Origin of the sequence: Mangrovimonas sp. DI 80 (genome assembly GCF_001975575.1) — a bacterium.
Taxonomy (GTDB): domain Bacteria; phylum Bacteroidota; class Bacteroidia; order Flavobacteriales; family Flavobacteriaceae; genus Mangrovimonas_A; species Mangrovimonas_A xylaniphaga.
In genome coordinates this window covers 329,400-355,299 of sequence record NZ_MSDT01000005.1, presented here as the reverse complement: position 1 = coordinate 355,299, position 25,900 = coordinate 329,400, and the positions used below count along the sequence as shown (strand labels likewise).

Here is a 25,900-nt window from a genome sequence, read left to right as displayed (position 1 = left end):
TAATTTTGGCTTCAAAGTTAAAACATTAATACGTATCAAAAAATTTTTAAAAATAGTATCAAAGCTCGTTGCAATAGTTTTACTGTTGTTTGTCATTTTGGTGCTAATACTTTCCATTCCAGCTGTTCAGACCTCTTTGGGTAAATATGCTACCAAACGACTTAACGATGAGTTTGGAACGCATATTTCCATAGAAAAGGTTGGTTTGCAGTTTAATGGTGATGTGGAGCTGAAGCAGATTTACATTGAAGACTACAAGAAAGATACGTTGATTAGTGTTCAGGAACTGAATACCTCCATCCTTAATTATAGAAATTTATCTGAAGGGAAATTGGTGTTTGGAGATATAGATATCATGAATTTGGTGTTCAATATCAAAACATACCAAGGTGAAAAACAGACCAACTTGGATGTTTTTGTAGCCCGTTTTGATGAGGACAACCCAGACAAGGTAAAAGGTAATTTCTTGATGTCCTCAAGTGATGTGTCTATTTATAATAGTGTGTTTAAATTTTCGGATGAAAACAAGGAGAATCCAAAGATTTTGGAGTTTAATGATTTAAACATCAACGCTACCAATTTTTTGATTGACGGAAGCAATGTAAGCACCCGAATTAACACCTTAAATTTCGTTGATAGTAGAGGGGTGAAAATCCAGAATATGATTACCGATTTTCAATACACGGTCAATTATATGAATTTTGATAATCTTCAGATTAAAACTACCAATTCCAATATAAAAGGATCCTTAAGGTTTGATTATTTGCGTGAGGATTTACAGTTTTTTACGGATAAAGTGGACATCACCGCCAAATTTGAAAATTCCGAAGTCCAGTTGGATGAGTTAAATACCTTTTACAACGAATTTGGGGAAAATCAACAGGCAAAATTCAATGTAGAAATTAGTGGAACCCTTAATGATTTAAACACCAGTAACCTACGTTTGACGACTAGCCGTAGAAGTAAAATTTATGGTGATATCAATTTTAAAAACCTTTTCAATAATGAGGCTGGGACTTTTTCCATGGATGGAAAGTTTTCCAATCTTACTTCAAACTACTACGATTTAACAGGGTTGTTGCCTAATGTTTTGGGGAATTCCATTCCAACCGTTTTTTCCAAATTGGGGGATTTTACCATTACTGGTGATTCTTTTATAACGGCCACAACTATTGACGCCAAATTGAAAATGGATACAGAACTTGGTCATGTATCCTCCGATTTGAATATGGAGCATTTGAATGATGTGGATAATGCGAAGTATGTGGGTAATGTGGTGTTTGAGGAATTCGATTTGGGTAAGCTTATAGAAAGAGAAGAAGTAGGAACTACTTCCTTCAATCTTGATGTGGATGGAAAAGGCTTCTTGGTTAAAAACTTAAAAACAAAAATCCAAGGGAAAGTGTTTTCCTTGGTGTTCAATAATTATGATTACCAAAATATTGATGTAGCGGGGCGTTTGGAGAGTGACGTGTTTAATGGAATTATTAATTCCAGCGACCCTAATTTTAAGTTTAGATTTGATGGTTTGGCAGATTTATCCAAGGACATCAAAACCTTAGATTTTAAGGCAGATGTGGCGTATGCCAACTTGAAAGCCTTGAATTTTGTGCAGAAGGATAGTGTTTCCATTTTCAAGGGAAATGTAGTTATGTCAATGCAAGGTTCTAGTGTGGATGATGCCAGGGGAAGCCTAAGGTTTAAAAACACAACCTATATCAACCAGAGTAATGAGTTTTACTTTGAAGATTTTGATATCAAGTCCAGATTTGAGGAAAACAAACGAGTAATTAGAATCAACTCTCCCGATATTATTGAGGGGACTATAAGAGGTGATTTTAAGTTTAAGGATTTGGGCAAATTGGTGAGAAATTCGTTTGGAAGTCTGTATTCAAAATATGTTCCTAATGAAGTTAAGGGACATCAATACGTCAATTTCAAATTCAATATATATAATAAAATTGTAGAGGCCTTTTTTCATAATGTGGAATTGGCCGAAAACACTTTTATAAAAGGACGTATAGAAAACAGTGAAAAAGGGTTTAAACTATCCTTTAGCTCTCCACAGATAAAGGTCTTTGACTATTTTGCCCAAAACGTCAATTTAACGGTTGATAATAGTAATCCTGTTTACAATACCTATGTAGAGTTGGATTCGCTGCATACCAAATATTACGATGTATCAAGATTTAGTTTGATTAACGTAACCCAAAACGACACCTTATTTATAAAGTCCAATTTTAGGGGAGGTGCTCATAATGGAGACAAATACGACTTGAGTATGTTCTATACCATTGACGATATGGATAAGTCTGTTGTGGGTTTCCAAAAGTCCAATGCTACGTTTAAGGATTTTACTTGGCAGATCAATGAGAAGAAGGACACTCTTAATAAAATAGTCTTTGACCGTAAATTCAAGGAGTTTAATTTCAAGAATTTGGTATTGTCCAATTTAGATGAAGAAATTGAATTTTCTGGAGTTGTAAGAGATTCTACTTATAAGGATTTGAGTTTAAACTTCTCTGAAGTTGAATTAATGAAAATCACACCAAGGCTTGACAGTTTGCTTTTGGAGGGAATTGTAAATGGGAAATTGCAAGTTCTTCAGAAGCATGGTGTGTATTTACCGTCTTCAAGTATCACCATCGATAATTTTAAGGCAAATAACTACGATTTAGGCAATTTAAAGGCCGACATTGAAGGAAATCAATCCCTGACCAATTACAGTTTGGATCTTGTGTTGAAGAGTGACCGTTTAAGGTCATTGGAAGCCCATGGCGAGGTGGATGTTAGTGAGGCCAATTCCTATATAGATGTCAATATTGATTTTGATCGCTTTATATTGGATCCATTGGCACCATTGGGGGCAGGAATTATTACCAATATCAGGGGAATGGTCTCGGGAGAAGCCCAAGTGTTGGGGAGTCTTAAAAAGCCGGATATTCGTGGGGATCTATATCTGGACAATGCAGGGATAACTATTCCATATCTAAATGTCGATTATAGTTTCGATTTCGATTCTAGGGTAACTTTGGAGCAGCAAAAGTTCATATTTCGGGACGTCGCGCTTACCGATTCAAAATACTTCTCTAGAGCTTACCTGAACGGATATATTTCCCATGTGAATTTTGACGATTGGATCCTGGGCTTGGAATTGGCAACGGATCGTCTATTGGTTTTGAATACAGACGACTCTGAAGAAGCTTTATATTATGGAACTGGGTTCGTGGAAGGAGAAGCCACTATTAAAGGTCCTGCCGATGAATTGGTGATAACCTTTGATGGTAGCACAGAAAAGGGAACGGTGTTTAAGGTGCCCTTGAATGATTTGGAAACCTATGGAGATAACTCCTACATACATTTTTTAACGCCCGAAGAGAAGGAGGCCCGTTTAAAAGGAGAAGACTATGTAGCTCCAGAAGTGAAAGGGTTGGAGTTGGATTTTGACCTTATTGTAACGCCAGATGCCGATATTGAGATTGTGATCGATCGAAACTCGGGAAGTACCATTCAAGGTTCTGGTAACGGGAACTTATTGTTTGAAATCAATACCAACGGTAAGTTTAATATGTGGGGAGATTTCGCGGTTACAAAGGGAATTTACAATTTTGCCTATGGAGGCTTAATTCAAAAGGAGCTTGAAGTAGAGCCTGGAGGAAATATTCTTTGGGAAGGTGACCCAATGAAGGCCCAAATTAACTTGACGGCCGTTTATAAAACCCAAGCGAATCCTTCGGTGCTATTGGATAATCCTATTAATAGAAGTATTCCTGTAAATGTAGAAATCAGTCTACAGGGGCAGTTGGAACAACCAGAGCCGGAATTCAGCTTCAACTTCCCTAATGTGGGGTCTACAATCAAGTCGGAGTTGGAATATCGTTTGGAAACAAAAGAGAGTCGTGAGTTCCAGGCTCTGAATTTACTGTCTTTTGGGGCCTTTGCTAGTGAAATCAGTTTGGGACAACAGGCCTATGGTACAATTGCCGATCGTGTGAACAGTCTTTTCAATAGTCTTTTTGAAGATGAAGATGGCAAACTACAAATTGGTGTGAATTTACAACCGGGGGAAGTAACCCCAGATTATGCTACGGACGATCGTTTAGGGTTAACCTTGAGTACGCAGCTTAGTGACAAGGTGCTTATTAATGGAAAAGTAGGGGTGCCTATCGGTGGCGTGGAACAAAGTGTAATTGCTGGTGATGTAGAAATCCAAGTTTTGCTCAATGATGAGGGAACTTTATCTGCAAAATTCTTCAATAGAGAGAACAGTATTCGCAATTTTGGAGAAGAAATTGGATATACCCAAGGAATGGGATTGTCTTATAACGTAGAATTTGATACTTTTAAGGAATTGCTTCAAATCATCTTTACAGGAAAAAACAAAAAGAAAGTTTCAGAAAAGAAAGATGATACCAACGAAAATACAGCCGACGACAACTTCCCAGATTTTATTAACGTCAAAGAAAAAACGACCAACAAATAGCATATTTAGTACTAATTTCTTAAGTATTTAAAGAAGTTATTAACGAAATCGTTTGAATTTTCGTACCAAAATAAAAATATCATAAATGGTCGTATTTATTGGTTATCTTTGTTATGTTGACTTTTCAAAACATAAAAATTAATGAGTAAAAGCATAAAAAAAATAGCCGTATTTACCTCGGGAGGAGATGCTCCTGGAATGAATGCCGCTATTAGATCGGTTGTGAGAACTTGTGCATACCACAACATTGAATCCATAGGCGTATACCGTGGATACGAAGGTATGATTGAAGGTGAATTTGTAGAAATGAATGCCCGTAGTGTTAAGGACATCATTAATAAGGGAGGAACCATTCTTAAGTCGGCACGTTCTGATAGGTTTAGAACACCAGAAGGTAGAAAGCAAGCCTACGAGCAATTGAAAAAGGCAGGTGTAGACGCTTTGGTTGCCATTGGTGGAGATGGAACCTTTACCGGAGCTATGATTTTTAGTAGCGAATTTGATATGCCAATCATGGGGATTCCTGGAACTATCGATAATGATATCTATGGAACTTCACATACATTAGGTTACGATACAGCCTTGAATACAGGTGTAGATGCCATTGATAAAATTAGAGATACGGCCAGTTCACATAACAGATTGTTCTTTATTGAAGTTATGGGCCGCGATGTAGGGCATATTGCCTTAAACGTAGGTGTTGGAGCTGGAGCTGAGGAAATCTTGATTCCTGAGGAAGATTTAGGATTAGATCGTTTGTTGGAGTCATTAAGACGTAGCAAGCGTTCAGGAAAAACCTCTAGTATTGTAATTGTAGCCGAAGGTGATAAAATAGGAAAGAACGTTTTTGAACTTAGGGATTACGTAGAGGAAAACCTAGGTGAATATGAAGTACGTGTATCTGTACTTGGTCATATGCAGCGTGGTGGCTCACCATCTTGTTTCGATCGTGTATTGGCAAGTAGAATGGGAGTGAAAGCTGTAGAAAGCCTTATGGAAGGAAAAACCAACTTTATGGTCGGGTTATTGGATGATAAAATGGCACTAACACCATTGGATCAAGCCATCAAAGGCCAATCAAAAATAAATTTAGAATTACTTCGTGTGTCAGATATCATGACCACATAACATTAAATTAAGATTATGTCAAAGTTAAAATTAGGAATCAACGGATTCGGGAGAATTGGAAGAATAGTATTTAGAGCTACTATCAACAGACCAGATGTTGAAGTAGTAGCCATCAACGACTTATTGGATGTAGATCACTTGGCGTATTTGTTAAAATATGACTCTGTTCACGGAAAATTTGATGGAACTGTAGAGGTTAAGGATGGACATTTGGTTGTTAACGGTAAAACTGTTAGAATCACTGCTGAAAAAGATGCTAAAGCTCTTAAATGGGATGAAGTAGGCGCAGAGATCGTAGCTGAATGTACAGGAATCTTCACTACTTTGGAAACTGCACAATACCACATTGAGGCTGGTGCTAAAAAGGTAGTTATTTCAGCTCCAAGTAAGGATGCTCCAATGTTTGTAATGGGAGTAAACCATACAGAAGCTAAAGCTTCAGATACTATTGTATCCAATGCATCTTGTACTACAAACTGTTTGGCACCTGTAGCTAAAGTATTAAACGACAACTTCGGAATTGTTGAAGCTTTAATGACTACAGTTCACGCTACAACTGCTACACAATTAACAGTAGATGGTCCTTCTAGAAAGGATTACAGAGGAGGTAGAAGTGCTTTATTAAACATTATTCCTGCGTCTACAGGTGCTGCTAAAGCGGTAGGGAAGGTAATTCCAGAATTGAATGGAAAACTAACTGGTATGGCATTCCGTGTACCAACTGCTGACGTTTCTGTAGTTGATTTAACAGTGAAGTTGGAAAAAGAAACTTCTTTAGATGAAATCAAGAAAGCATTTAAAGCAGCTTCAGAAGGAGCTATGGAAGGTGTGTTAGGATATACAGATGAGTTAGTAGTATCTCAAGATTTCGTAAGCGATGCACGTACAAGTATCTTTGATGCCGATGCTGCGATCGAATTGAACTCTACGTTCTTTAAAGTTGTGTCTTGGTATGACAACGAGTTTGGTTATTCAAACAAACTGATTGATTTAGCTTTACATGTAAGCAAATTATAATAACACTTTATATACGAATAGAAGACCGCAGCATAAAATTTGGGAAACTAAATGGAATGCTACGGTCTTTTTTTATTTTATTCTTATGATTTTAATAGTTGATAGCGGTTCTACAAAGTGCGATTGGATGCCAGTTGATTTGGAAGGGAACCAACTTTCGGAAAAAATAAGAACCAAAGGTCTCAACCCTGCCATTTTGGAGCGCAATGAGCTTCGAGTAAGGATTTTGGAGAACGAGGAGCTTATGGCCTATAAAGACAAAGCTACACACTTGTACTTTTATGGTGCGGGTTGTGGGACTGAAAAACCAAAATTGGCGCTTCGCGATGTCTTAAAGGAAATATTTACATCTACACATATCGAGATTGAAGAAGATACCATGGCAGCCGTAAGGTCCACCATCAACCATGATGATGAGGCCGCAGTGGTATGTATTATGGGAACAGGATCCAATTGTAGTTATTACGATGGGAATAAGCTGCACCAAAGGGTAGTATCTCTAGGTTATTCATTAATGGATGAAGCCAGTGGAAATTACTACGGAAAGGAGCTTATTAAAGATTATTATTACAAGCATATGCCTTCTTCATTAAGAGTGGCATTTGACCATAAATATAATATGGAAGCAGACCATATTAAATACAATCTTTACAAGCAACCCAACCCTAATGCCTATTTGGCAACCTTTGCAGAGTTCATGATTTTAAACAAGGAATCCGTATATATGCACGATTTAATTGTAAGAGGTTTTAAATCTTTTGCAAAAAATATGATCATGCAGTTTAAGGATGAATTGAAAAGTGTTCCAGTACATTTTGCGGGATCGATATCGTTTTTCACTCAAGAGCACATTAAGGAAGTAGCCGCAGAAATGGGATTTACCGTTGGCAACTTTGTGAGAAGACCAATTGAAGGATTGGTAGATTATCACGTTAAAGCATTGAAACATGTATAAATCAATATACATCAATAAAAAAGCCTTGAAGATTCTTCAAGGCTTTTTTTTATCCATTATAAACTTGGTTTTCTTGTTCGGCAACCCTAATGAAAGTGGTGCGCTTGGTTAATTCCTTTAGTCTTTGGGCACCTACATAAGTACAAGTACTGCGTAAGCCTCCCAAAATGTCCTGCAATGTCGTATCTACAGGACCTCGATAAGGAACTTCCACGGTTTTACCTTCACTGGCACGGTATTCAGCAACACCTCCAACGTGTTTTTCCATGGCAGTTGAAGAGCTCATACCATAAAATTGTTTGTATTGTTTGCCATCACGCTCCAAAAGTTGCCCGCCACTTTCATCATGACCAGCAAGCATACCGCCAAGCATGACAAAATCTGCCGCGGCACCAAAAGCTTTGGCGATATCTCCCGGTGTGGCACACCCACCATCACTAATAATTTGACCTCCCAAACCATGGGCCGCATCAGCACATTCAATAATGGCCGATAATTGGGGATATCCTACACCTGTTTTCACTCTAGTAGTGCACACACTTCCAGGACCTATACCTACTTTAATAATGTCGGCACCTGCCAAAAGAAGTTCTTCAACCATTTCACCTGTCACAACATTTCCAGCAATAATAACTTTGTGTGGATAAGCTTCTCTAGTACGTTTTACGAAATGAACAAAGTGTTCCGAATAACCATTGGCAACATCAATACAAATAAACTTTATTTGGGAATTTTGACTGAAAATGGCGTGCAAACGCTCGGTGTCTTTTTTGCCTGTACCTGTACTAAGGGCTATGTAATCTTCGATACCACTAGGTGCTGAGTTCAAGAAATTGGTCCATTCTGAAGGGGAGTAGTGTTTGTGAATAGCTGTAAAAAGCTGTTTTTTATGCAAAGCCAAGGCCATTTCAAAAGTACCAACGGTATCCATGTTGGCAGCCATAATAGGAACGCCTTTCCAAGAAATTTTACTATTCAAAAAGGTAAATTCCCGTTCCAGGTTCACTTGGGACCTACTTTTAAGGGTGGACCTTTTGGGTCTGATCATAACATCCTTAAAACCGAGTTTTAAATCTTGTTCTATACGCATGGAATGATAATTTGGTTATTCCTAAAAATACAAGTTTGTTTTGTAAACGGTGTATTTTGTAGATATATAGTTGTCAACAATTGAAGATTTATGAGGATGTAATTCAGACGTTTTTTTATAAAATTCCAATAGAAACAAGATATGCAAGTCATTAGGTAATAAATTTCTAAATTGGCTTTAAAATTTAAAAGAAATGAATCCCAAAGTAGAGGCATTTTTAAGCCAATCCTCAAAATGGCAAAAGGAATTTGAAGTTTTAAGGAACATTGTTGCTGAATGTGGCATGACGGAGGAATTAAAATGGGGAAAACCTTGTTATTCCATAAACGGCAAAAATGTGGTCTTGATTCATGGTTTTAAGGACTATTGTGCCCTTTTATTCCATAAAGGAGCTCTGTTAAAAGACCCTGAAGGTATTTTGGTGCAGCAAACCAAAAACGTGCAAGCTGCAAGGCAATTACGTTTTACAAGCCTTCAAGAAATTTGGGATTTGTCGGCTACCGTAAAGGCCTATGTTTTTGAGGCTATCGAAGTGGAACGGGCTGGTTTGGAAGTTAAAATGAAGCCAACTTCGGAATTTATCATGGTAGAAGAATTTCAAGATGTTTTAGCTTCCAATCTAAATCTGAAAACTGCTTTTGAAAGCCTGACTCCCGGAAGACAACGTGCATACTTGTTATTCTTTTCCAGTGCTAAACAATCCAAGACTCGAAGCTCTAGAATTGAAAAATGTATTCCAAAAATGTTAGAAGGAAAAGGGTTAAATGATTAAGTGTTTTTCTAACTAGCTGATAAAGATCTTCAAACTTCACTTATTTTAATATCTTAGAGGGCAAAACAAATAATCAATGAAGAAAATTATTATCTGCTGTGCTGCTTTTCTGGCTCTGCAAGGATGTAAAAAGGAGACGAGTTCCCCTGCGGTTAAAGATGATTCAATAAGTACTGTTTTTTCCAAATTGTTGAAGGATTTTAACCAAGAGAAACTGGTGTTGGATCCACTGTTAGCTACACAGGCGGGAGACAACCGTTACAATGGTCAGTTTCCCAATTATCTTTCGGAAGCCTATAAAGCAAAGGAAAAGGCATTTTATGAAAAATATAAAACTGTTTTTGGTGATATTGCCGATTCCTTGCTGAATCCATCGGAGCAAATGAGTAAAGCAGTTTTGTTGTGGGATTGCAATATTAAATTGGAGGCTTTAGGTTTTAAGAAAGATTTGATGCCTATAGACCAAATGTGGTCTTTGAATTTGGATTTCAATCAATTGGCCAGCGGTTCTACGGCGCAACCATTTAAAACTGTTGAAGATTACGAAAACTGGTTAAAGCGTGTGGATGGCTATTTAACTTGGCTCGCTACGGCAAAATCCAAGATGCAGCTTGGAATGACGGAAGGTTATGTACTGCCAAAATCTTTGATTGTAAAGGTAATTCCTCAGTTTGAATCCTTGGCAAATGGTCCAGCAGGAGCACATTTGTTCTATGGTCCGATTAACTTGATGCCTGAGGATTTTGATCAAGCTTCGAAAGATCGTCTTACTTCAGAATATCAGGCAATGATTAATGACAAGGTGATTCCTGCATATAGCGATATGGCAACCTTTCTTAAAGACTCCTATTTGCCTGCTGGCCGAAGGAGTAGCGGTATTGCTGCAACACCGCTCGACACTGCCTATTACAATCATCAAATAAAGTTCTACACTACTACCAATTTAACCGCTGAGGAAATCCATCAAATTGGTTTAAATGAAGTTGCCCGTATCCGAAAGGAAATGGAAAAAATCAAGGAGCAAGTTGGTTTTAAAGGTGATTTGAATGCGTTTTTTGACTTTGTAAGAACGGATAAGGCTTTAATGCCTTTTACGGAGCGTTCACAGGTGATTGCCTTTTATGACAGTATCCACAATGTGATGAAACCTCAATTGAATAAGTTGTTTGGGAAGCAGCCCAAAACACCATTTGAAGTTAGGCGAACAGAGCCTTTTAGGGAAAAATCGGCGGCTGCCAATTATAGCTCGGGATCTTTGGATGGTACCCGTCCGGGAATTTTTTATACACCAATTCCAAATGTGACAGAGTACAATATTTTTGATAAGGAGGATTTGTTTTTGCATGAAGCCATTCCTGGTCACCATTTCCAGATTTCCTTGGCACAGGAAAATGAAGAACTACCTGATTTTAGAAGAACCTTGTGGTATAGTGCTTTTGGAGAAGGTTGGGCGCTTTATGCTGAGTCTATGGGGACGGAGCTAGGGTTGTACAAGGATCCTTATCAATATTTGGGAATGTTGGGAGCTGAAATACATAGAGCCATTCGGTTGGTGGTCGATACTGGGATTCATGCAAAAGGGTGGACTCGGGAAGAAGCCATAGCATATTCCTTGCAAAATGAAGCGAAATCCGAATCCAAGATTATTAGTGAAATAGAACGTTATATGGCTAATCCGGGACAAGCCCTGTCGTATAAAATTGGACAGTTAAAAATCATTGAATTACGTAAAAAGAGCCAAAAGGCTTTGGGTGATAACTTCGATATCAAAGCATTTCATGACCAAGTATTGGAAACAGGTTGCGTGCCTTTGGAATTATTGGAACAAAAAATAAATGCTTGGATAGCTTCTTATGAATAAGTCAAGTTGCTAAGCTTATATTTACTAGACAAAAAGGCCCAATAAATAATTATTGGGCCTTTTTTATTTTGTATTTTAATCCTTATTTAACTGCAATCATACTGATTTCCACATTCACCGCTTTTGGTAATTTTGCTACTTGAACAGTTTCTCTTGCGGGCGCCGTAGCTTCATCAAAATAAGCGCCGTAAACTTCATTTATCTTTGAGAAATTGTCCATATCGCTAATGAAAATGGAAGATTTAATTACATTCTCAAAGTTCATGTCGGCTGCTTCCAAAACGGCCTTAAGGTTTTCCATCACTTGTTTTGTTTCGGTTTGGATATCATCCATCACCAATTCCATAGTGTCTGGATTTAGGGCAATTTGCCCAGAAGTGTAAAGGGTGTTTCCCGTTAACACGGCTTGGTTATAAGGGCCTATTGGCGCAGGGGCTTTAGGAGTGTTGATGATTGTTTTCATGATGTTATAGTTGTTGGTCACGTTGTTTGCGTTTATCGTATTTAAGATCTTTAAGCAAGCTGGATTTAATCCCGATAAAGAAATTCCAAGAGCTACGACTACTGAATGGAATCCAGCTAAAGTTCATTCTCCAGCTTAAAAGGTCGCGTTCAAAGCGTAATTGAGTATAAGTGAATCCTTGATTTTTAAAATCGTAACCGGAAGAGGCACCAACCGTCCAACGAGGCGACAAATCGATATCTCCAGAGAACATTAAGGAATGTGAAGAGATTTCATTTTGCCTAGCAGAATTGGAGTAGTTCACGGCATAGGCCAAACGCAAACTCCAAGGAATTTCATATTTATAGAATTCGGAGTTTTCATCGGCTTTGGATTTACCACTGTCATCACTCAAGCGTTTATCGGCAAAGTCCTCATTCTTCCCAAAAAGGTCATCGGCACGCCCACCGCTTCTGACATTGTCTTCTATGGCACGTTTGTCTTCTTCGGTTTCTCCTTTAAATGTGTCGCTAGAAAGTGTATAGCTCATGTTCATACTGGCAGAAGTCATACGGAACAAGCTTCCGCCATTTTCAATATTGAACTTATCTATTTTACGATTATTGTTGTCTAGAGCATACGGATCTAAGGTCATCCCGAAGTTGATGCTCATCTTGTTGTTTAAAATCTGTGTTCCTCCCGAAACCCTTACAGGGCTCCAGTTCAATGAATCTCCTGCAATGTTGTAGGAAGTAGAGAAGTTCAAGTTGTTCAATAAAACCACTTTTTTAGCTTCGGTAGCTGTAGAGTCTCTATCCTTAACTTTTGCCTCTAAATTGTTGGAAAGGGAAATCCCTACAGAGCTTCCATAAGTTTTGTTTGGAGATCCAAAGATGGAACCTTCAAAACGGCTGTATTCTACTTCTCTTGTGGTAAGTCCGTCTGCGGAAATCACTTCGAAGGTTTCATAATATTGGTCGAAAGCCGGATTGATGTTATAACTTACCGAAGGACGCATAACATGCCTGATGGCTTGAATTTTAGGATCTTTATCTTTCAATTTGAAATCCCACATTCCGTAAATAGTCGTTCCTAAACTAGTCCCAAAGTTGTAGGTTCTAAAGCTGTCAAAACCTTTACGGTCTATGGTAACCACTTCATCTTCAAATTCGTCATAATATTTCTTAATAGTATTAAGTGTCCAGTTTTCTTCAAAATTGGTGCTGGCACTCATACTGAAATATTTAAACAATTTCCAGTTAGTACTTAATGGAATACTATGTTTCATGCCAATTTTGGCATCATCAAACATTTCTGGTTTGAAGAACAATGAATCGGTGGTTTGGATTCTATTTTCCCCCCGAACATTGTATTGAAAATTGATGTTTTGAAATGCACCCTTTTTGGTGCCTTCCCTTGGTGCAAATGGAAAAACACGACCAACACTAGCCTGTAAGGTTGGAAGTGTCATATTGATCTGTTCGGTTTGAGTATTTTGAGAATGAGTGGCAGTAAGGCTTAAGTTTGTTTGTGGCTCCCCCTGAAAAGTCTTAGAATAGGAGATCGAGGAAGACATGGTATTATTCAAAAAGTTGGCAGCATTGTATTGGTTAATGGATTGTTGGTAGTAGGTACTACTTCCTAAGTTAACCGAGGCAGAAAAGCGCGAGTTTGGATTGGCTTTGGAATCCTGGCTGTGGGACCACCTAATGTTGTAAATTGTAGATCTAGAATAATCCGGAAAACCACGTTCGCTACTAATTAAATTTTCATATCTAAAACTAAGGTTTCCTCTAAATTTGTACCTGAGCGCATAATTGTTTTCTATACGCAAACCATAACTTCCATTGGTATAATAATCTCCTAAAACGGCCAAATCAGTATAGTCGCTAATAGCAAAATAATATCCCCCATTTTGTAAAAAGTACCCTCTGTCGTTTTGTTCTCCAAAAGAAGGAAATATAATTCCAGAGGTTTGAGTTTTGGTCATAGGGAAATACGCAAAAGGCAAACCAATTGGCGTAGGTACGTCATAAATAAACATGTTGGTAAATCCAGTAACCACTTTTTTATTAGGAACTACCTTTGCTTTACGCATCAAAAAGTAATATTCAGGGTCATCTAGATTTTCTGAAGTGGTGAATTTCCCTCGTTTTATAAAATATACCGAATCATTTTCTTTTTTGGTAACATCGGCAATGATGGTTCCGCCACTTTGTTCGGTTTTGGAATTGAAAATCAAGGCCTTTTTGGTTTCGGTATTGAAAATAATGGAATCTGGTTCCACTACGTTGCTTCCCTGTTTGAATATAGGTGGTTGGGTATAAACACCAGCAGAATCCTTCAATCTTCCCGCGTAAACCAAATTTTTGCTGTAATCAATTACGATAACTCCCGATTTGATTTCCATGTCCTGATACAATACTTCAGCCTGGTTGTACAGAGTGATTTTTTGTGTTTTTTGGTTCATGGAAACATAGTCCTGTGCCCGGTACTTTACAATACCCGTTAGGAACTCTTTTTTCTTCGGGATGGAATCGGTACTTATGGAGTCTGATTCCTTTATATTTAGGGGGGCTGCCAGAAGGGAATCGGCAACCACATCAAGGGTGTCTCTTTCTACTTTTGGTTTAATGGTTTCGACTGGTTTTGGTAAGTCCTGAGCGAACGCCAAAGTGTTAATAAGCACTGTAAAACTTAGGCTAAAAAGTATTTGAAAGATGTTTGTACGCAACGCTTTTAAATGTATTTTTGTAAAAGTATGGCTCGGTTTTTGAAAAGCCAAAATTACATATATTTTTTTGGGATTAATTATTATTCAATTAAAATTTAAAAATTAACTCAGCCTCAATTTTTTAGGTAATAAATAAAGATATTCTGTCGTTGAAAACATTTATGAGAACGTACTTATTATCAATAATCGTATTATTTGCAATTTCTTTAACATTTGCTGCAACACCAAGAAAGGATCGGGACAAATTTGTGGTGGTCTTGGATGCAGGACATGGTGGGCATGATCCTGGAAATTTGGGAAATGGCTATAAAGAAAAGGATATTGCCTTGAAAATTGTACTGGATTTAGGTTCTGCTTTAGAAAAATTGCCCAATGTTAAGGTGATTTATACGCGTAAAACCGATGTGTTTGTGGAATTGCGCGAACGTGCAGCCATAGCCAACAGGGCAGACGCCGATTTGTTTGTGTCAGTTCATTGTAATGCTCACGGTTCTTCGGCCCATGGAACGGAGACTTTTGTGCTGGGAGAAGCTAATGATCAGCGAAACTTTGAAATTGCCAAAAAGGAAAATGAGGTAATCTTTTTGGAAAGTAATCACGAGAAGCACTACGCAGGATTCGATCCTAATTCTCCTGAATCCATGATTGGAATTTCTATCATGCAGGAAGAATACACCCATAATAGTATTCTTTTGGCAAGAATGGTAGAGGATAATTTTTTAAATTCTTTAAAGCGTAAAAGCCGTGGAATCAAACAGGCCAGTTTGTGGGTGTTACATAATACGTATATGCCAAGTGTGTTGATTGAGGTGGGTTTTTTGACTTATAAGCCAGAAGGACAGTATTTGCACTCGGGATCAGGGCAAAGTCAAATGGCGAATTCTATTAAAAATGCGGTAGTGAGTTATAAAAAGTACCTAGAGCAGAATGTAGGTGAAAATATTTTTGATGATGATGAGTTGGCAATGGCCACCGAAACAGAATTGGAAATAGAAACGGAATTACCCAAAGTTTATAAGGATGTTACCTTTAAGGTTCAGATTGCGGCAAGCTCGAAACGATTAAAATTAAAGCCATATAATTTCAACGGATTGGAAGTGTCTTCTATGGAAAAAGCAGGAAATACCTATAAGTATTTTTATGGTGAAACTTCCGATTATAACGAAATTCAAAAGTTCCAAGAGGTGGCCAAACAAAAGGGGTACAGTGGCAGTTTTATTGTGGCCTACAAAAATGGTGTGCGAATAGATCTTTCCGAAGCGCTTAAAACTGCTACCAATTAAAAGTATTCTTAATATATTTATCACTAATTTTGTGAGCAACCAAATACAAATTCACATTGAAAATCTCAAGAGAAGTTAAAACCGCAATATTGGTTATCTCAGGAATAGCCTTACTTATTTTCTTATTCAATTATTTAAAGGGTGAGAACCTACTGGATTCTTCACGTACGTATTATGCCGTTTACGATAATGTTGAAGGTTTGACACCATCTGCTCCAGTAACTATTAACGGGCAAATTGTAGGGAAGGTTCAAAATATTAAATTCAAGGAAGATGGTTCAGGGAAATTGGTAGTGAAATTATTAATCACCAATGATTTCGAGTTCTCTAAAAACAGTACGGCGGAATTATACGAAGCTGGATTGATAGGAGGGAAGGCCGTGGCCATTATCCCTGCATTTGACGGCGCCTCTCCAGCGAAAACGGAAACCTTCTTGGAATCAAAGACTAAAGACGGTCTTTCTGAATTGGTAAACCAACGCTTGACACCTTTACAGGAAAAAATTGAAATGGTAATGGTAAGTGCCGATGAAGCCATAAGAAATATCAATTCCATTTTTAGTGCCGAAAACAAGAAGAATTTGAGTGTGGCCTTGGCAGAATTGGATCAAACCATTGTTGCCTATAAAAATACAGCTAACGGTTTGAATAAAATATTGGCGGAAAATCAGGAAAGTTTAAAAAGCACACTTTCCAGCGCAGAAAATACTTTTGGTAACTTCTCCAAAATTTCAGATTCTATTTCACAAGTGGATTTGGCAGGTGCAGCTAGAGATTTACAAAGCTCCATGAACAACTTGAATCAATTGCTTTCAGGAATTGAAAATGGCGATGGTACTATGGGTAAATTCTTGAAGGACGACAAACTCTATGATAACTTGGAAGGTGCTACCAAACAATTGGAAGAGCTATTACAAGACCTAAAATTAAACCCTAAACGTTATGTGCATTTTTCGGTGTTTGGCAAGAAAGCCAATCAATATGATGCCGAAGGTAACCTTATAAAAGATTCCGATTCTGGGGAATAAACGACTACACTTACACAAATGAACTATATTCCAAACATACTTTTTGCCGTGGCTCTGGCACTGGGCATCGGCTACTTCGTTAAAAATGTAAAGAAATTAGTCCGTAATATTAAATTGGGACAAGATGTTGATGTCAGCGATCATAAGGATCAACGCTGGCAAAACATGATTAGAATTGCCTTAGGTCAAGGTAAAATGGTTCGTCGTCCCGTTGCAGGAATTCTACATATTATTGTATATCTAGGATTCATCATTATCAACATCGAGGTACTTGAAATTATTCTTGATGGTCTAACCGGAAAGCACCGGTTGTTCTCATTTATGGGAGGTTTTTATGGGTTTCTAATAGGCTCTTTTGAAATTTTGGCCTTCTTGGTGTTTGTTTCTGTGGTTATCTTTTGGATTAGAAGAAACATTATCAAGCTACAAAGATTTTGGAAACCAGAAATGACCAGTTGGCCTAAAAATGATGCTAATTTCATCCTTTACTTTGAAATGGTGTTGATGACCTTGTTTTTGGTTATGAATGCTACCGACCCTCACTTTCAAGAAATGCAATCTGGAAATGTGATCAGTCAATTTATTTCTCCATTGTTTTCAGGAGCTTCTGAAGGGACGTTACATGTTATAGAGCGTAGTGCTTGGTGGTTGCATATTTTGGGAATTTTGGTTTTCCTTAATTATTTATACTTTTCAAAGCATCTTCATATTCTACTGGCGTTCCCAAACACTTATTTTGGGAAGGTAAAACCTAAAGGAGCATTTAACAATCTTGAAGCAGTAACTGCTGAAGTAAAAATGATGATGGATCCCGATGCAGATCCTTATGCCATGCCGGAAGAAGGTGCAGATGAGGAAGTACCTGCAAAATTTGGAGCAAGCGATGTTCAGGATTTAAGTTGGGTGCAGTTGTTAAATGCGTATACCTGTACAGAATGTGGGCGTTGCACCAGTGAATGTCCTGCGAATTTAACAGGGAAGAAATTATCTCCTCGTAAGATCATGATGGACACCCGTGATCGTTTGGAGGAAGTTGGTAAAAATATCGATGCCAACAATGGGGAATTCAAAGATGATGGTAAACAGTTGTTGGGTGATTATATTTCGCATGAAGAAATTTGGGCTTGTACTACCTGTAATGCCTGTGTGGAAGCTTGTCCGGTGAGCATAGATCCGTTATCCATTATTTTGGAAATGAGACGTTATTTGGTGATGGAGCAGAGTGCTGCGCCAATGGAATTGAATAACATGATGAGTAACATCGAGAACAACGGTGCCCCTTGGCCATATAACCAGATGGATCGTTTAAACTGGGTAGATGAAAACTAGTATGGCATTCCAATATTTAAGGACAGGAATGTATAAACTACAAAACGAAAAATAAGATGGAACAACTTATAGTAAAAACCATGGCCGACTATATGGCCGAAGGCAAAGAACCTGAAATTTTGTTTTGGGTGGGGTCTGCTGGAAGCTATGATGATAGAGCTAAGAAAATAACCAGAGCTTTTGTTAAGTTGTTAAACAAAGCGCAAGTAGAGTTTGCTGTTTTGGGAACAGAAGAGAGTTGTACTGGCGATGTTGCCAAACGTGCCGGTAACGAGTTTCTTTTCCAAATGCAGGCCATGATGAATATAGAATTGCTGAATGGCTACGAGGTGAAACGTATTGTTACTGCTTGCCCGCATTCCTATAATACACTAAAAAATGAATACCCAGCTTTGGGAGGGCAGTACCAAGTGCAGCACCATACAGAATATATAGAAGAATTGATGCACAATGGACGTTTGAAAATAGAAAGCAGTTCTACCTTGAACGGAAAACGTATCACGTTTCATGACCCTTGTTATTTAGGGCGTGCCAATGAAGTTTACGAGGCGCCAAGAACCTTGTTGACAGCTTTAGGAGTGGATTTGGTTGAAATGAAGCGCCATAAGCAAACTGCTTTATGTTGTGGAGCTGGTGGAGCACAGATGTTTAAAGAACCAGAAAAAGGAGACAAAGACATTAACGTGTTAAGAACCGAAGATGCTTTGGAAACACAACCGTCCATCATTGCAACCGGATGTCCGTATTGTAATACCATGATGACCGACGGGGTGAAAGCTAAAGAGAAGGAAGATTCTATTCAGGTGCTCGATGTTGCTGAATTGATTGCAAATGCAGAAAACCTTTAAGTATTCGGCGTTAAAAAATCTCATTTTTCAAGGTTGTTTTAAGCCTTTTCTTTGATGAAAGATTAGCAAATCTTTTGAAATCATACTGAATCTTTAAATATCAAGCTTTGTTTAATGCAAAGCTTTTATTTTTCAAATAGAATATTGAATTTTACAGCTATAAGGTTTAAAAAAACGATAGTATGGCTAATGAGATTTTCCTTTTAAATATTTCAGGGCAGGATAAACCTGGTTTAACGTCCAATTTAACAGCGGTATTGGCAGAGTATGATGCGAAGGTACTAGATATTGGTCAGGCCAATATTCATGATACGCTTTCTTTGGGGATTTTGTTTGAAATTAAGTCGAAGGCCAAATCGGCTGCGGTATTAAAGGATTTACTTTTTAAAGCTTATGAGCTAGGGATTACTGCAAAATTTACTCCGATCACCTTAGAGAACTACGAAAACTGGGTGAATTTACAGGGAAAGGATCGTTATATCGTGACCATTTTAGGCGAAAAATTATCGGCTGAGCAGATTGCTAAGGTTACTGCGGTTATTTCAGAAAAAAATCTCAACATCGATGCGATTAAACGTCTTACAGGTCGTATTTCTTTGTCTAAGGAAGAAGAATATCCTAGAGCCTGTATTGAACTTTCCATTAGAGGGCAGATTGACGATAAATCTGAGTTCACCAAAAAGTTTATGGAAATTTCACATGACTTAGATGTCGACATTGCCTTTCAGGAAGACAATATTTATAGAAGAAACAGACGTTTGGTTTGTTTCGATATGGATTCTACATTAATACAAACTGAAGTTATTGACGAATTGGCTGAATTGGCAGGGGTAGGCGATCAAGTAAAAGCCATTACAGAATCTGCCATGCAGGGTGAAATAGAATTCAAGGAAAGTTTTACTAAGCGTATGAAACTCCTTGAGGGCTTGAGCGAGGAAGTGCTTCAGTCTGTAGCGGTAAATTTACCGATTACCAAAGGAGCTAGACGATTGATAGATACCTTAAAAAGTTACGGTTTTAAAACTGCTATTTTATCTGGAGGCTTTACCTATTTTGGTCACTATTTGCAAAAGGAGTTAGGGATAGACTATGTGTATGCTAACCAATTGGAGATTAAAGATGGGGCATTGACTGGAGGTTATCTTGGAGAAATTGTGGACGGAGAGAAAAAGGCCGAATATCTTAAAAAAATAGCAGAAGAAGAGGGAATCAATATTAGTCAAACCATTGCTGTGGGTGATGGGGCCAATGATTTACCTATGTTGAATTTGGCAGGTTTGGGAATTGCCTTCCATGCCAAACCAACAGTAAAAAACAATGCCCAAAGTTCCATATCAAGTATTGGTCTGGATGGTGTTTTGTATTTATTGGGTTACCACGACAGACATATAGATTTGGTGAATTAAATTAAGATGTAAAGTTGTACTTTTGTGTGCATAAAAAACAAAGAGCTATGTTAGTTGATTTCGATACATTACCAGAAGAATCTAGAGTTTGGATCTACCAGGCCAATAGAACTTTTACAGATACAGAAATTCGGGAATTGGAAACTAAATTGGATGAATTTATCCGTAATTGGACAGCCCACGGCAGTGATTTGCATGCAGGATTCAAAATAATGTATAAGCGCTTTATTGTAATTGCTTTAAACCAAAGTTTAAACAAGGCTACAGGGTGTTCCATTGATGCTTCGGTGAATTTTATTCAACAATTGGAAAAGGAGTATAATGTGGATTTGTTGGACAAAATGAACGTGTCCTATAAACAGGGAGAGTTCATTGCATACAAAAGTTTGATCGATTTTAAAAAGATGGCCAAGGACAAGGCAGTATCGCAAAATACAATCGTTTTCAATAATTTGGTGACCAATATTGCTGAGTTTAATGAGAATTGGGAAGTGCCGGCCAAGGATAGCTGGCATTCTAGATTTTTATAAAAATCCTTAGTCCAAAATTATCATGATATCAAAAAGAAGCTGCCTTTATAATCAAAAGCAGCTTCTTTTTATTTTTTGGTATTGTTAGTAGCTTCTTTATAAAACTGTCTTAAAGTTTTTTACACTTCCTTGTAAAAGTATTATTTTGGCTAATAATTAATTCTTTGGCCTAAATACCTTTATGAAATACATATATTCCCTAACTTCTATCATACTTTTATCCTGTTTTTACTACCCTTGGGCACAATCAAGTCCAATGCAAAACAATACCTCCATCAATCCCTTATTAGCAGAAAATCCTGTGGCTCAACAAAAATGGGTGGACAGTATTTATAATGGCATGACCTTGGAGGAAAAGCTTGGGCAATTGTTTATGGTGCAGGTGTTTTCAAGTCAAGATGCTAAGACAAGGGAAAAGATTGAAAACTTAATCACAGAACATCATATTGGTGGGATCATTTATTCTAAAGGAGGTCCTGTAAGGCAGGCTAAACTCAACAATGAGCTACAAGCCCTGTCAAAAGTTCCAATGCTTATTGGTATGGATGCGGAGTGGGGTTTGAGCATGCGTTTGGATTCCACTTATGCCTTTCCATGGAATATGACTTTGGGAGCTATTAAGGATAATGCCTTGGTTCAACAAACCGGGTATCAAGTAGGGGAGCACTGTAAGCGTTTGGGCGTACACTTCAATTTTGCACCTGTGGTAGATATCAACACCAATCCGGCCAATCCCATTATTGGAAATCGTTCTTTTGGTGAAGATCGCGATAATGTAACGGTCAAGGCCTTGGCATTTATGAGGGGAATGCAGAGCGCTGGTGTTTTGGCCAATGCTAAACACTTCCCAGGTCATGGGGATACCGAAGGGGATTCCCATAAAACATTACCTACTATTGGGTTTGATGAAAAACGTATTGATTCTATAGAGCTTTACCCTTATAAAAGGTTGATTAAGGAAGGTTTGTCCAGTGTGATGGTGGCACATTTAAATGTACCTAGTTTAGAACCTAGGCAAGGCTATCCATCTTCTTTGTCAGAGAGAATAGTTACCGATATTTTACGTGAACGTCTTCAATTTCAAGGGTTGATTTTTACAGATGCTTTGGAAATGAAAGGAGTGTCTAATTACAGCGAATCTGGTGATGTGGACCTAACGGCCTTTTTGGCAGGAAACGATGTGTTGTTGATGTCTGAAGATGTGCCTGCTGGCGTATCTAAATTGGGAGAAGCCTATGCTAAAGGAGTGATTTCTGAAGAGCGTTTGTCTCATTCGGTAAAGAAAATTTTAATGGCCAAATACAAAGTCGGGTTGGACCATTATGTACCAATTGAGACCGAACAATTGGAGGAAGACCTTAACAGACTTAAGGACGATTTACTATATAGTCAATTGATGGAATCTGCTATTACTGTTGTGCGTAACAAGCAGCAGGTATTACCTATTAGACATTTGGACACTAAAAAGATTGCTTATGTAAAATTTGGAGATGATGATGGATCGGTGTTTTTAAATGAGCTTCAAAAATATACTAAGGTGCACGAAGTAAGTGCAGATAATTTAGATGAACTTCTTACCAAACTTCAAAATTACAATACCGTTATCATTGGTTTGCATAAATCGAATGCATCTCCTTGGAAACCGTACCAGTTTACTAATCAAGAGTTGGTGTGGTTATATGAAATAGCCAGAACCAATAACGTGATTTTAGATGTGTTTGTACGTCCATATGCCTTAATGGATCTGCAATCTATTGAAAACATTGAGAGTATTGTGGTTAGTTACCAAAACAGTAAGATTGCTCAGGAAAAATCGGCGCAAATCCTCTTTGGAGCTTTGCCTGCAAAAGGACATTTACCCGTATCGGCAGGTGAGTATTTTAAGGTTGGTGATGGTGTGGAATATACCGATATAGAGTTGTTGGGCTATGGTCTGCCAGAAAGTGTAGGGATGAGTTCAGAAAAATTAAGGAAACTGGATTCTGTTGCTAATTATGCCGTTTACAACGAAATGACTCCAGGAATTCAATTGTTGGTTGCCAGAAAAGGAAAGGTGATTTACAATAAAAATTTCGGGAAACACACTTACGAAGGAGATGAAGTGGTAAAATCCAATGATATCTACGATTTAGCATCGCTTACAAAAATTTTAGCAACGCTACCTTTGGTGATGGAATTGGAAGAGCGTGGTGAGATTAGTTTGAACACTAAATTGTCTAAAATTCTTCCAGAGTTTAAAGAGTCCAATAAAAGGAACATTACTATTAAGGAAATGCTCTCGCATTGTGCTCGTTTAACGCCTTGGATTCCTTTTTATACGGCTACTTTGGATTCCTTGAAAAAGCCAAGTCCAGAGTATTACAGACGAAAACCGAGCCCAAAGTTCAATATTAAGGTCGCGGACGAAGTCTATCTAAGGTATGATTATCCAGACACCATGCAAAAAATAATAATGGAAAGCGAATTGCTTCCCAAAGCAGGTTACCGCTATAGTGATATGCCCTATTATATTTTGAAGAAATATATTGAAGGTTTTTACGACCAACCTTTGGACGAATTGGTTCAGGAACATTTTTATAAAGCTTTGGGGGCAAACCATACCACATACAACCCATCCAAATTGTTCAGTAATTCACAAATAGTGCCAACTGAAGTGGATGATTATTACCGCTATCAAACCATTCAAGGCTATGTGCACGATATGGGTGCAGCCATGGAAAATGGGGTGGGTGGCCATGCTGGGGTATTCAGTAATGCCAATGATGTGGCCAAGATTATGCAAATGTATCTGCAAAAAGGATTTTATGGTGGTAGGCGCTATCTAAAACCTGAAACTATTGAGAAATTCAACACCTGTTACTATTGCGATGCCGATAACAGACGCGGGGTTGGATTCGATAAGCCACAATTGGGAGATAGTGGTCCTACCTGTGGTTGTTTGTCCATGACAAGCTTTGGGCATTCAGGTTTTACGGGAACTTATGCCTGGGCAGACCCAGAAGAAGAAATAGTATATGTATTTTTGGCAAATAGAACGTACCCAACGGCAGGAAAGAATTTATTGCTGAGGGAAAATATTCGAACTGAAATACAACGTCTCATTTACGAGGCCATTGAAGATTAAATCATGAAAATAGGTATAGTATGTTATCCTACTTTTGGAGGAAGTGGGGTTGTAGCTACCGAATTAGGTATAGAATTGTCCAAACGTGGGCACGAAGTTCATTTTATTACATATAAACAGCCTGTGAGGTTAGAGCTTTTGGGAAGCCATGTGCATTTTCACGAGGTGAATGTGCCGGAATATCCGTTATTCCATTATCAACCGTATGAGTTGGCACTTTCCAGTAAGTTGGTAGATATGGTGAAATTGCACGGTATTGAAATCTTGCACGTTCATTATGCCATCCCGCATGCTTATGCGGCTTATATGGCCAAAAAAATGTTGATTGAGGAGGGCATTTATGTGCCTATTGTAACCACTTTGCATGGAACTGATATTACCTTGGTAGGAAGTCATCCCTTTTATAAACCGGCGGTTACTTTTAGCATCAATAAATCGGATGCGGTGACTTCTGTTTCTGAAGATTTAAAGCAGGACACACTTCGTTTGTTCGATATCAAAAAGGATATTGATGTGGTGACCAATTTTATTGATATGGGTAAACACAGAAACAATTTCACCAACTGTCAACGTAGTATGATGGCCAATGAAGAGGAACGCATCATAACCCATATCAGTAACTTTAGAAAGGTGAAGCGTATTACAGATGTAGTGAAGATTTTCTATAATATTCAAAAGGAAATTCCAGCCAAATTGATGATGGTAGGAGAAGGACCGGAAAAAGAACCCGCAGAAAGGTTGTGTGAAGAATTGGGCATTCAGGAGAAAGTGGTATTCTTTGGAAATAGTAATGAAATAGATAGGATTCTATGTTTTTCAGATTTGTTCCTTTTGCCCTCGGAAACCGAAAGTTTTGGTTTGGCTGCTCTAGAGGCCATGGCTTCTAGTGTACCTGTTATATCCAGTAATTCCGGAGGAATTCCAGAAGTCAATATCAATGGTGTCTCTGGATTTTTAAGTCCTGTGGGGGATGTTGAGGGGATGAGTAAAAATGCTCTAACTATTTTAAGAGAGCCATCAACGCTTAAGCTCTTTAAAAAACAAGCTAAGGCGCAAGCAGCTAATTTCGATATTCATGAAATCGTACCACAATATGAAGCCATCTACGAAAGAACTTTAAAAAACAGCGTAGTCATTTAAAGTGATTTACTTCTGCTTTGTAATAAAAAAACCACCCGTAAAAGGTGGTTTTTTTATTATAAGAATGTTGTTTGCTCTAGAATTGGTATCTCACCCCAAAGGCCAGATCAAAGTCTAAATCATTATTGTCGTGGTCTCCATTTCCAAAGCCCCATTCAGGTCTTAGGTCCAAAGAAAGCAATAACGGGAAATCGAAACTGTACTCAATTCCCACATCTCCACCAATAAATATAAAGGTGTCATGCTCATCATGGTGCCATTTGTCATTGTGGTAGTAGTCATCATAAGAATAGGACGCTAATCCTCCTCCGGGTCCTGCATACCAATTAAAGCCGCCATCAATGTTCCAAACCCATTGGTAGATTCCAGTTAATTTAACTCCGTCATGGTGGTTACCATCACGCCAACCAAAGTCAATTTCCAAACGATTGTCCAGGCCAAGAGCTCTTTGGTAAGAGATTTCAGCACCAATCCCGTCGCTATCACCTAAGCGTAGACCAATGGCGTTTGGAGAAATCATCTGCGCTTGGGAAGCAAACGAAAAACCAATACAGGCTAATGCTATTAAAAACAATTTTTTCATAAGTAATTTAAGTTTAAGATTTGTTAAATCGAAATTACAACTTTTGGGATTGGCTTGGTAAAGAATAACGTTGAAAATATGTTAAAATTGGATTTCTTATTCTAATTTAGTCGAAATTCTAAAGACATAAATCACTTAAAATATTGT

The 25,900-nt window shown here is 38.0% G+C and carries 18 protein-coding genes; 14 read left to right on the top strand and 4 right to left on the bottom strand.

Annotated elements, in window-relative coordinates; all coding sequences use genetic code 11:
• The first annotated feature begins 100 nt into the window (after positions 1 to 100).
• From BKM32_RS11250 to BKM32_RS11235, 4 genes are all read left to right on the top strand, one after another.
• The gene (locus tag BKM32_RS11250) at positions 101 to 4,483 is read left to right on the top strand and encodes a translocation/assembly module TamB domain-containing protein (protein ID WP_253187457.1); all 4,383 of its coding nucleotides are present in this window, start codon (positions 101 to 103) and stop codon (positions 4,481 to 4,483) included.
• 141 nt (positions 4,484 to 4,624) lie between these two features.
• Positions 4,625 to 5,611, top strand: a complete 987-nt coding sequence (pfkA, locus tag BKM32_RS11245; RefSeq protein ID WP_053977777.1) for a 6-phosphofructokinase — start codon at positions 4,625 to 4,627, stop codon at positions 5,609 to 5,611.
• Between the two features lie 15 nt (positions 5,612 to 5,626).
• Positions 5,627 to 6,628 (top strand): type I glyceraldehyde-3-phosphate dehydrogenase, encoded by a 1,002-nt coding sequence (gene gap / locus BKM32_RS11240; RefSeq protein WP_053977778.1) that lies wholly within the window; start codon positions 5,627 to 5,629, stop codon positions 6,626 to 6,628.
• Between the two features lie 85 nt (positions 6,629 to 6,713).
• Complete coding sequence (locus BKM32_RS11235) at positions 6,714 to 7,583, top strand: N-acetylglucosamine kinase (protein ID WP_076663869.1); 870 nt, start codon at positions 6,714 to 6,716, stop codon at positions 7,581 to 7,583.
• Positions 7,584 to 7,632: 49 nt separating this feature from the next.
• Here the strand turns inward: BKM32_RS11235 and BKM32_RS11230 are convergent, their stop codons facing one another.
• A complete protein-coding gene (locus BKM32_RS11230) occupies positions 7,633 to 8,673 on the bottom strand; it encodes a GMP reductase (RefSeq protein WP_076663868.1) in 1,041 nt (346 codons plus the stop codon).
• A 193-nt stretch (positions 8,674 to 8,866) separates the two neighbouring features.
• Here BKM32_RS11230 and BKM32_RS11225 point away from each other — a divergent pair, with 193 nt between their 5' ends.
• Positions 8,867 to 9,445: a YdeI family protein gene (locus tag BKM32_RS11225; protein WP_076663867.1), complete on the top strand. Its 579-nt coding sequence runs from the start codon at positions 8,867 to 8,869 to the stop codon at positions 9,443 to 9,445.
• A gap of 76 nt (positions 9,446 to 9,521) precedes the next feature.
• Entirely contained in the window at positions 9,522 to 11,306 is a 1,785-nt protein-coding gene (locus BKM32_RS11220) for a DUF885 family protein (protein ID WP_076663866.1), read from the top strand.
• Positions 11,307 to 11,388: 82 nt separating this feature from the next.
• On the opposite strand, the gene BKM32_RS11215 is transcribed toward BKM32_RS11220, so the two are convergent.
• On the bottom strand, positions 11,389 to 11,769 hold the full coding sequence (locus BKM32_RS11215) for a RidA family protein (RefSeq protein WP_076664001.1): 381 nt from the start codon (positions 11,767 to 11,769) through the stop codon (positions 11,389 to 11,391).
• A 4-nt stretch (positions 11,770 to 11,773) separates the two neighbouring features.
• Positions 11,774 to 14,533, bottom strand: coding sequence for a putative LPS assembly protein LptD (locus BKM32_RS11210; protein ID WP_076663865.1), 2,760 nt, complete (start codon positions 14,531 to 14,533; stop codon positions 11,774 to 11,776).
• A gap of 110 nt (positions 14,534 to 14,643) precedes the next feature.
• Here BKM32_RS11210 and BKM32_RS11205 point away from each other — a divergent pair, with 110 nt between their 5' ends.
• The 8 genes from BKM32_RS11205 (at position 14,644) to bshA (ending at position 25,170) form a co-directional block, all read left to right on the top strand.
• Positions 14,644 to 15,765, top strand: coding sequence for an N-acetylmuramoyl-L-alanine amidase (locus tag BKM32_RS11205; protein ID WP_076664000.1), 1,122 nt, complete (start codon positions 14,644 to 14,646; stop codon positions 15,763 to 15,765).
• Between the two features lie 56 nt (positions 15,766 to 15,821).
• The gene (locus tag BKM32_RS11200; protein WP_076663864.1) at positions 15,822 to 16,793 is read left to right on the top strand and encodes an MlaD family protein; all 972 of its coding nucleotides are present in this window, start codon (positions 15,822 to 15,824) and stop codon (positions 16,791 to 16,793) included.
• Between the two features lie 18 nt (positions 16,794 to 16,811).
• Positions 16,812 to 18,122 carry a (Fe-S)-binding protein gene (locus BKM32_RS11195; protein ID WP_076663863.1) on the top strand — a complete coding sequence of 437 codons (1,311 nt, stop codon included), beginning with the start codon at positions 16,812 to 16,814 and terminating at the stop codon, positions 18,120 to 18,122.
• A 56-nt stretch (positions 18,123 to 18,178) separates the two neighbouring features.
• Complete coding sequence (locus BKM32_RS11190; protein ID WP_076663862.1) at positions 18,179 to 18,970, top strand: (Fe-S)-binding protein; 792 nt, start codon at positions 18,179 to 18,181, stop codon at positions 18,968 to 18,970.
• 182 nt (positions 18,971 to 19,152) lie between these two features.
• Positions 19,153 to 20,376, top strand: coding sequence for a phosphoserine phosphatase SerB (gene serB, locus BKM32_RS11185; RefSeq protein WP_053977787.1), 1,224 nt, complete (start codon positions 19,153 to 19,155; stop codon positions 20,374 to 20,376).
• 47 nt (positions 20,377 to 20,423) lie between these two features.
• Positions 20,424 to 20,906, top strand: coding sequence for an ABC transporter ATPase (locus BKM32_RS11180; RefSeq protein ID WP_076663861.1), 483 nt, complete (start codon positions 20,424 to 20,426; stop codon positions 20,904 to 20,906).
• Between the two features lie 181 nt (positions 20,907 to 21,087).
• A complete protein-coding gene (locus BKM32_RS11175) occupies positions 21,088 to 24,030 on the top strand; it encodes a glycoside hydrolase family 3 N-terminal domain-containing protein (protein WP_076663860.1) in 2,943 nt (980 codons plus the stop codon).
• 3 nt (positions 24,031 to 24,033) lie between these two features.
• Entirely contained in the window at positions 24,034 to 25,170 is a 1,137-nt protein-coding gene (gene bshA, locus BKM32_RS11170; RefSeq protein WP_076663859.1) for an N-acetyl-alpha-D-glucosaminyl L-malate synthase BshA, read from the top strand.
• A gap of 76 nt (positions 25,171 to 25,246) precedes the next feature.
• Here the strand turns inward: bshA and BKM32_RS11165 are convergent, their stop codons facing one another.
• Positions 25,247 to 25,753, bottom strand: a complete 507-nt coding sequence (locus BKM32_RS11165; RefSeq protein ID WP_053977791.1) for a hypothetical protein — start codon at positions 25,751 to 25,753, stop codon at positions 25,247 to 25,249.
• Between the last annotated feature and the right edge of the window lie 147 nt (positions 25,754 to 25,900).

Coding starts and splice junctions, on each gene's coding strand:
- BKM32_RS11165 (WP_053977791.1), bottom strand. CDS start 25,753: ATGAAAAAATTGTTTTTAATAGCATTAGCCTGTATTGGTTTTTCGTTT.
- BKM32_RS11230 (WP_076663868.1), bottom strand. CDS start 8,673: ATGCGTATAGAACAAGATTTAAAACTCGGTTTTAAGGATGTTATGATC.
- pfkA (WP_053977777.1), top strand. CDS start 4,625: ATGAGTAAAAGCATAAAAAAAATAGCCGTATTTACCTCGGGAGGAGAT.
- bshA (WP_076663859.1), top strand. CDS start 24,034: ATGAAAATAGGTATAGTATGTTATCCTACTTTTGGAGGAAGTGGGGTT.
- BKM32_RS11180 (WP_076663861.1), top strand. CDS start 20,424: ATGTTAGTTGATTTCGATACATTACCAGAAGAATCTAGAGTTTGGATC.
- serB (WP_053977787.1), top strand. CDS start 19,153: ATGGCTAATGAGATTTTCCTTTTAAATATTTCAGGGCAGGATAAACCT.
- BKM32_RS11215 (WP_076664001.1), bottom strand. CDS start 11,769: ATGAAAACAATCATCAACACTCCTAAAGCCCCTGCGCCAATAGGCCCT.
- BKM32_RS11190 (WP_076663862.1), top strand. CDS start 18,179: ATGGAACAACTTATAGTAAAAACCATGGCCGACTATATGGCCGAAGGC.
- BKM32_RS11175 (WP_076663860.1), top strand. CDS start 21,088: ATGAAATACATATATTCCCTAACTTCTATCATACTTTTATCCTGTTTT.
- gap (WP_053977778.1), top strand. CDS start 5,627: ATGTCAAAGTTAAAATTAGGAATCAACGGATTCGGGAGAATTGGAAGA.
- BKM32_RS11220 (WP_076663866.1), top strand. CDS start 9,522: ATGAAGAAAATTATTATCTGCTGTGCTGCTTTTCTGGCTCTGCAAGGA.
- BKM32_RS11225 (WP_076663867.1), top strand. CDS start 8,867: ATGAATCCCAAAGTAGAGGCATTTTTAAGCCAATCCTCAAAATGGCAA.
- BKM32_RS11235 (WP_076663869.1), top strand. CDS start 6,714: ATGATTTTAATAGTTGATAGCGGTTCTACAAAGTGCGATTGGATGCCA.
- BKM32_RS11195 (WP_076663863.1), top strand. CDS start 16,812: ATGAACTATATTCCAAACATACTTTTTGCCGTGGCTCTGGCACTGGGC.
- BKM32_RS11205 (WP_076664000.1), top strand. CDS start 14,644: ATGAGAACGTACTTATTATCAATAATCGTATTATTTGCAATTTCTTTA.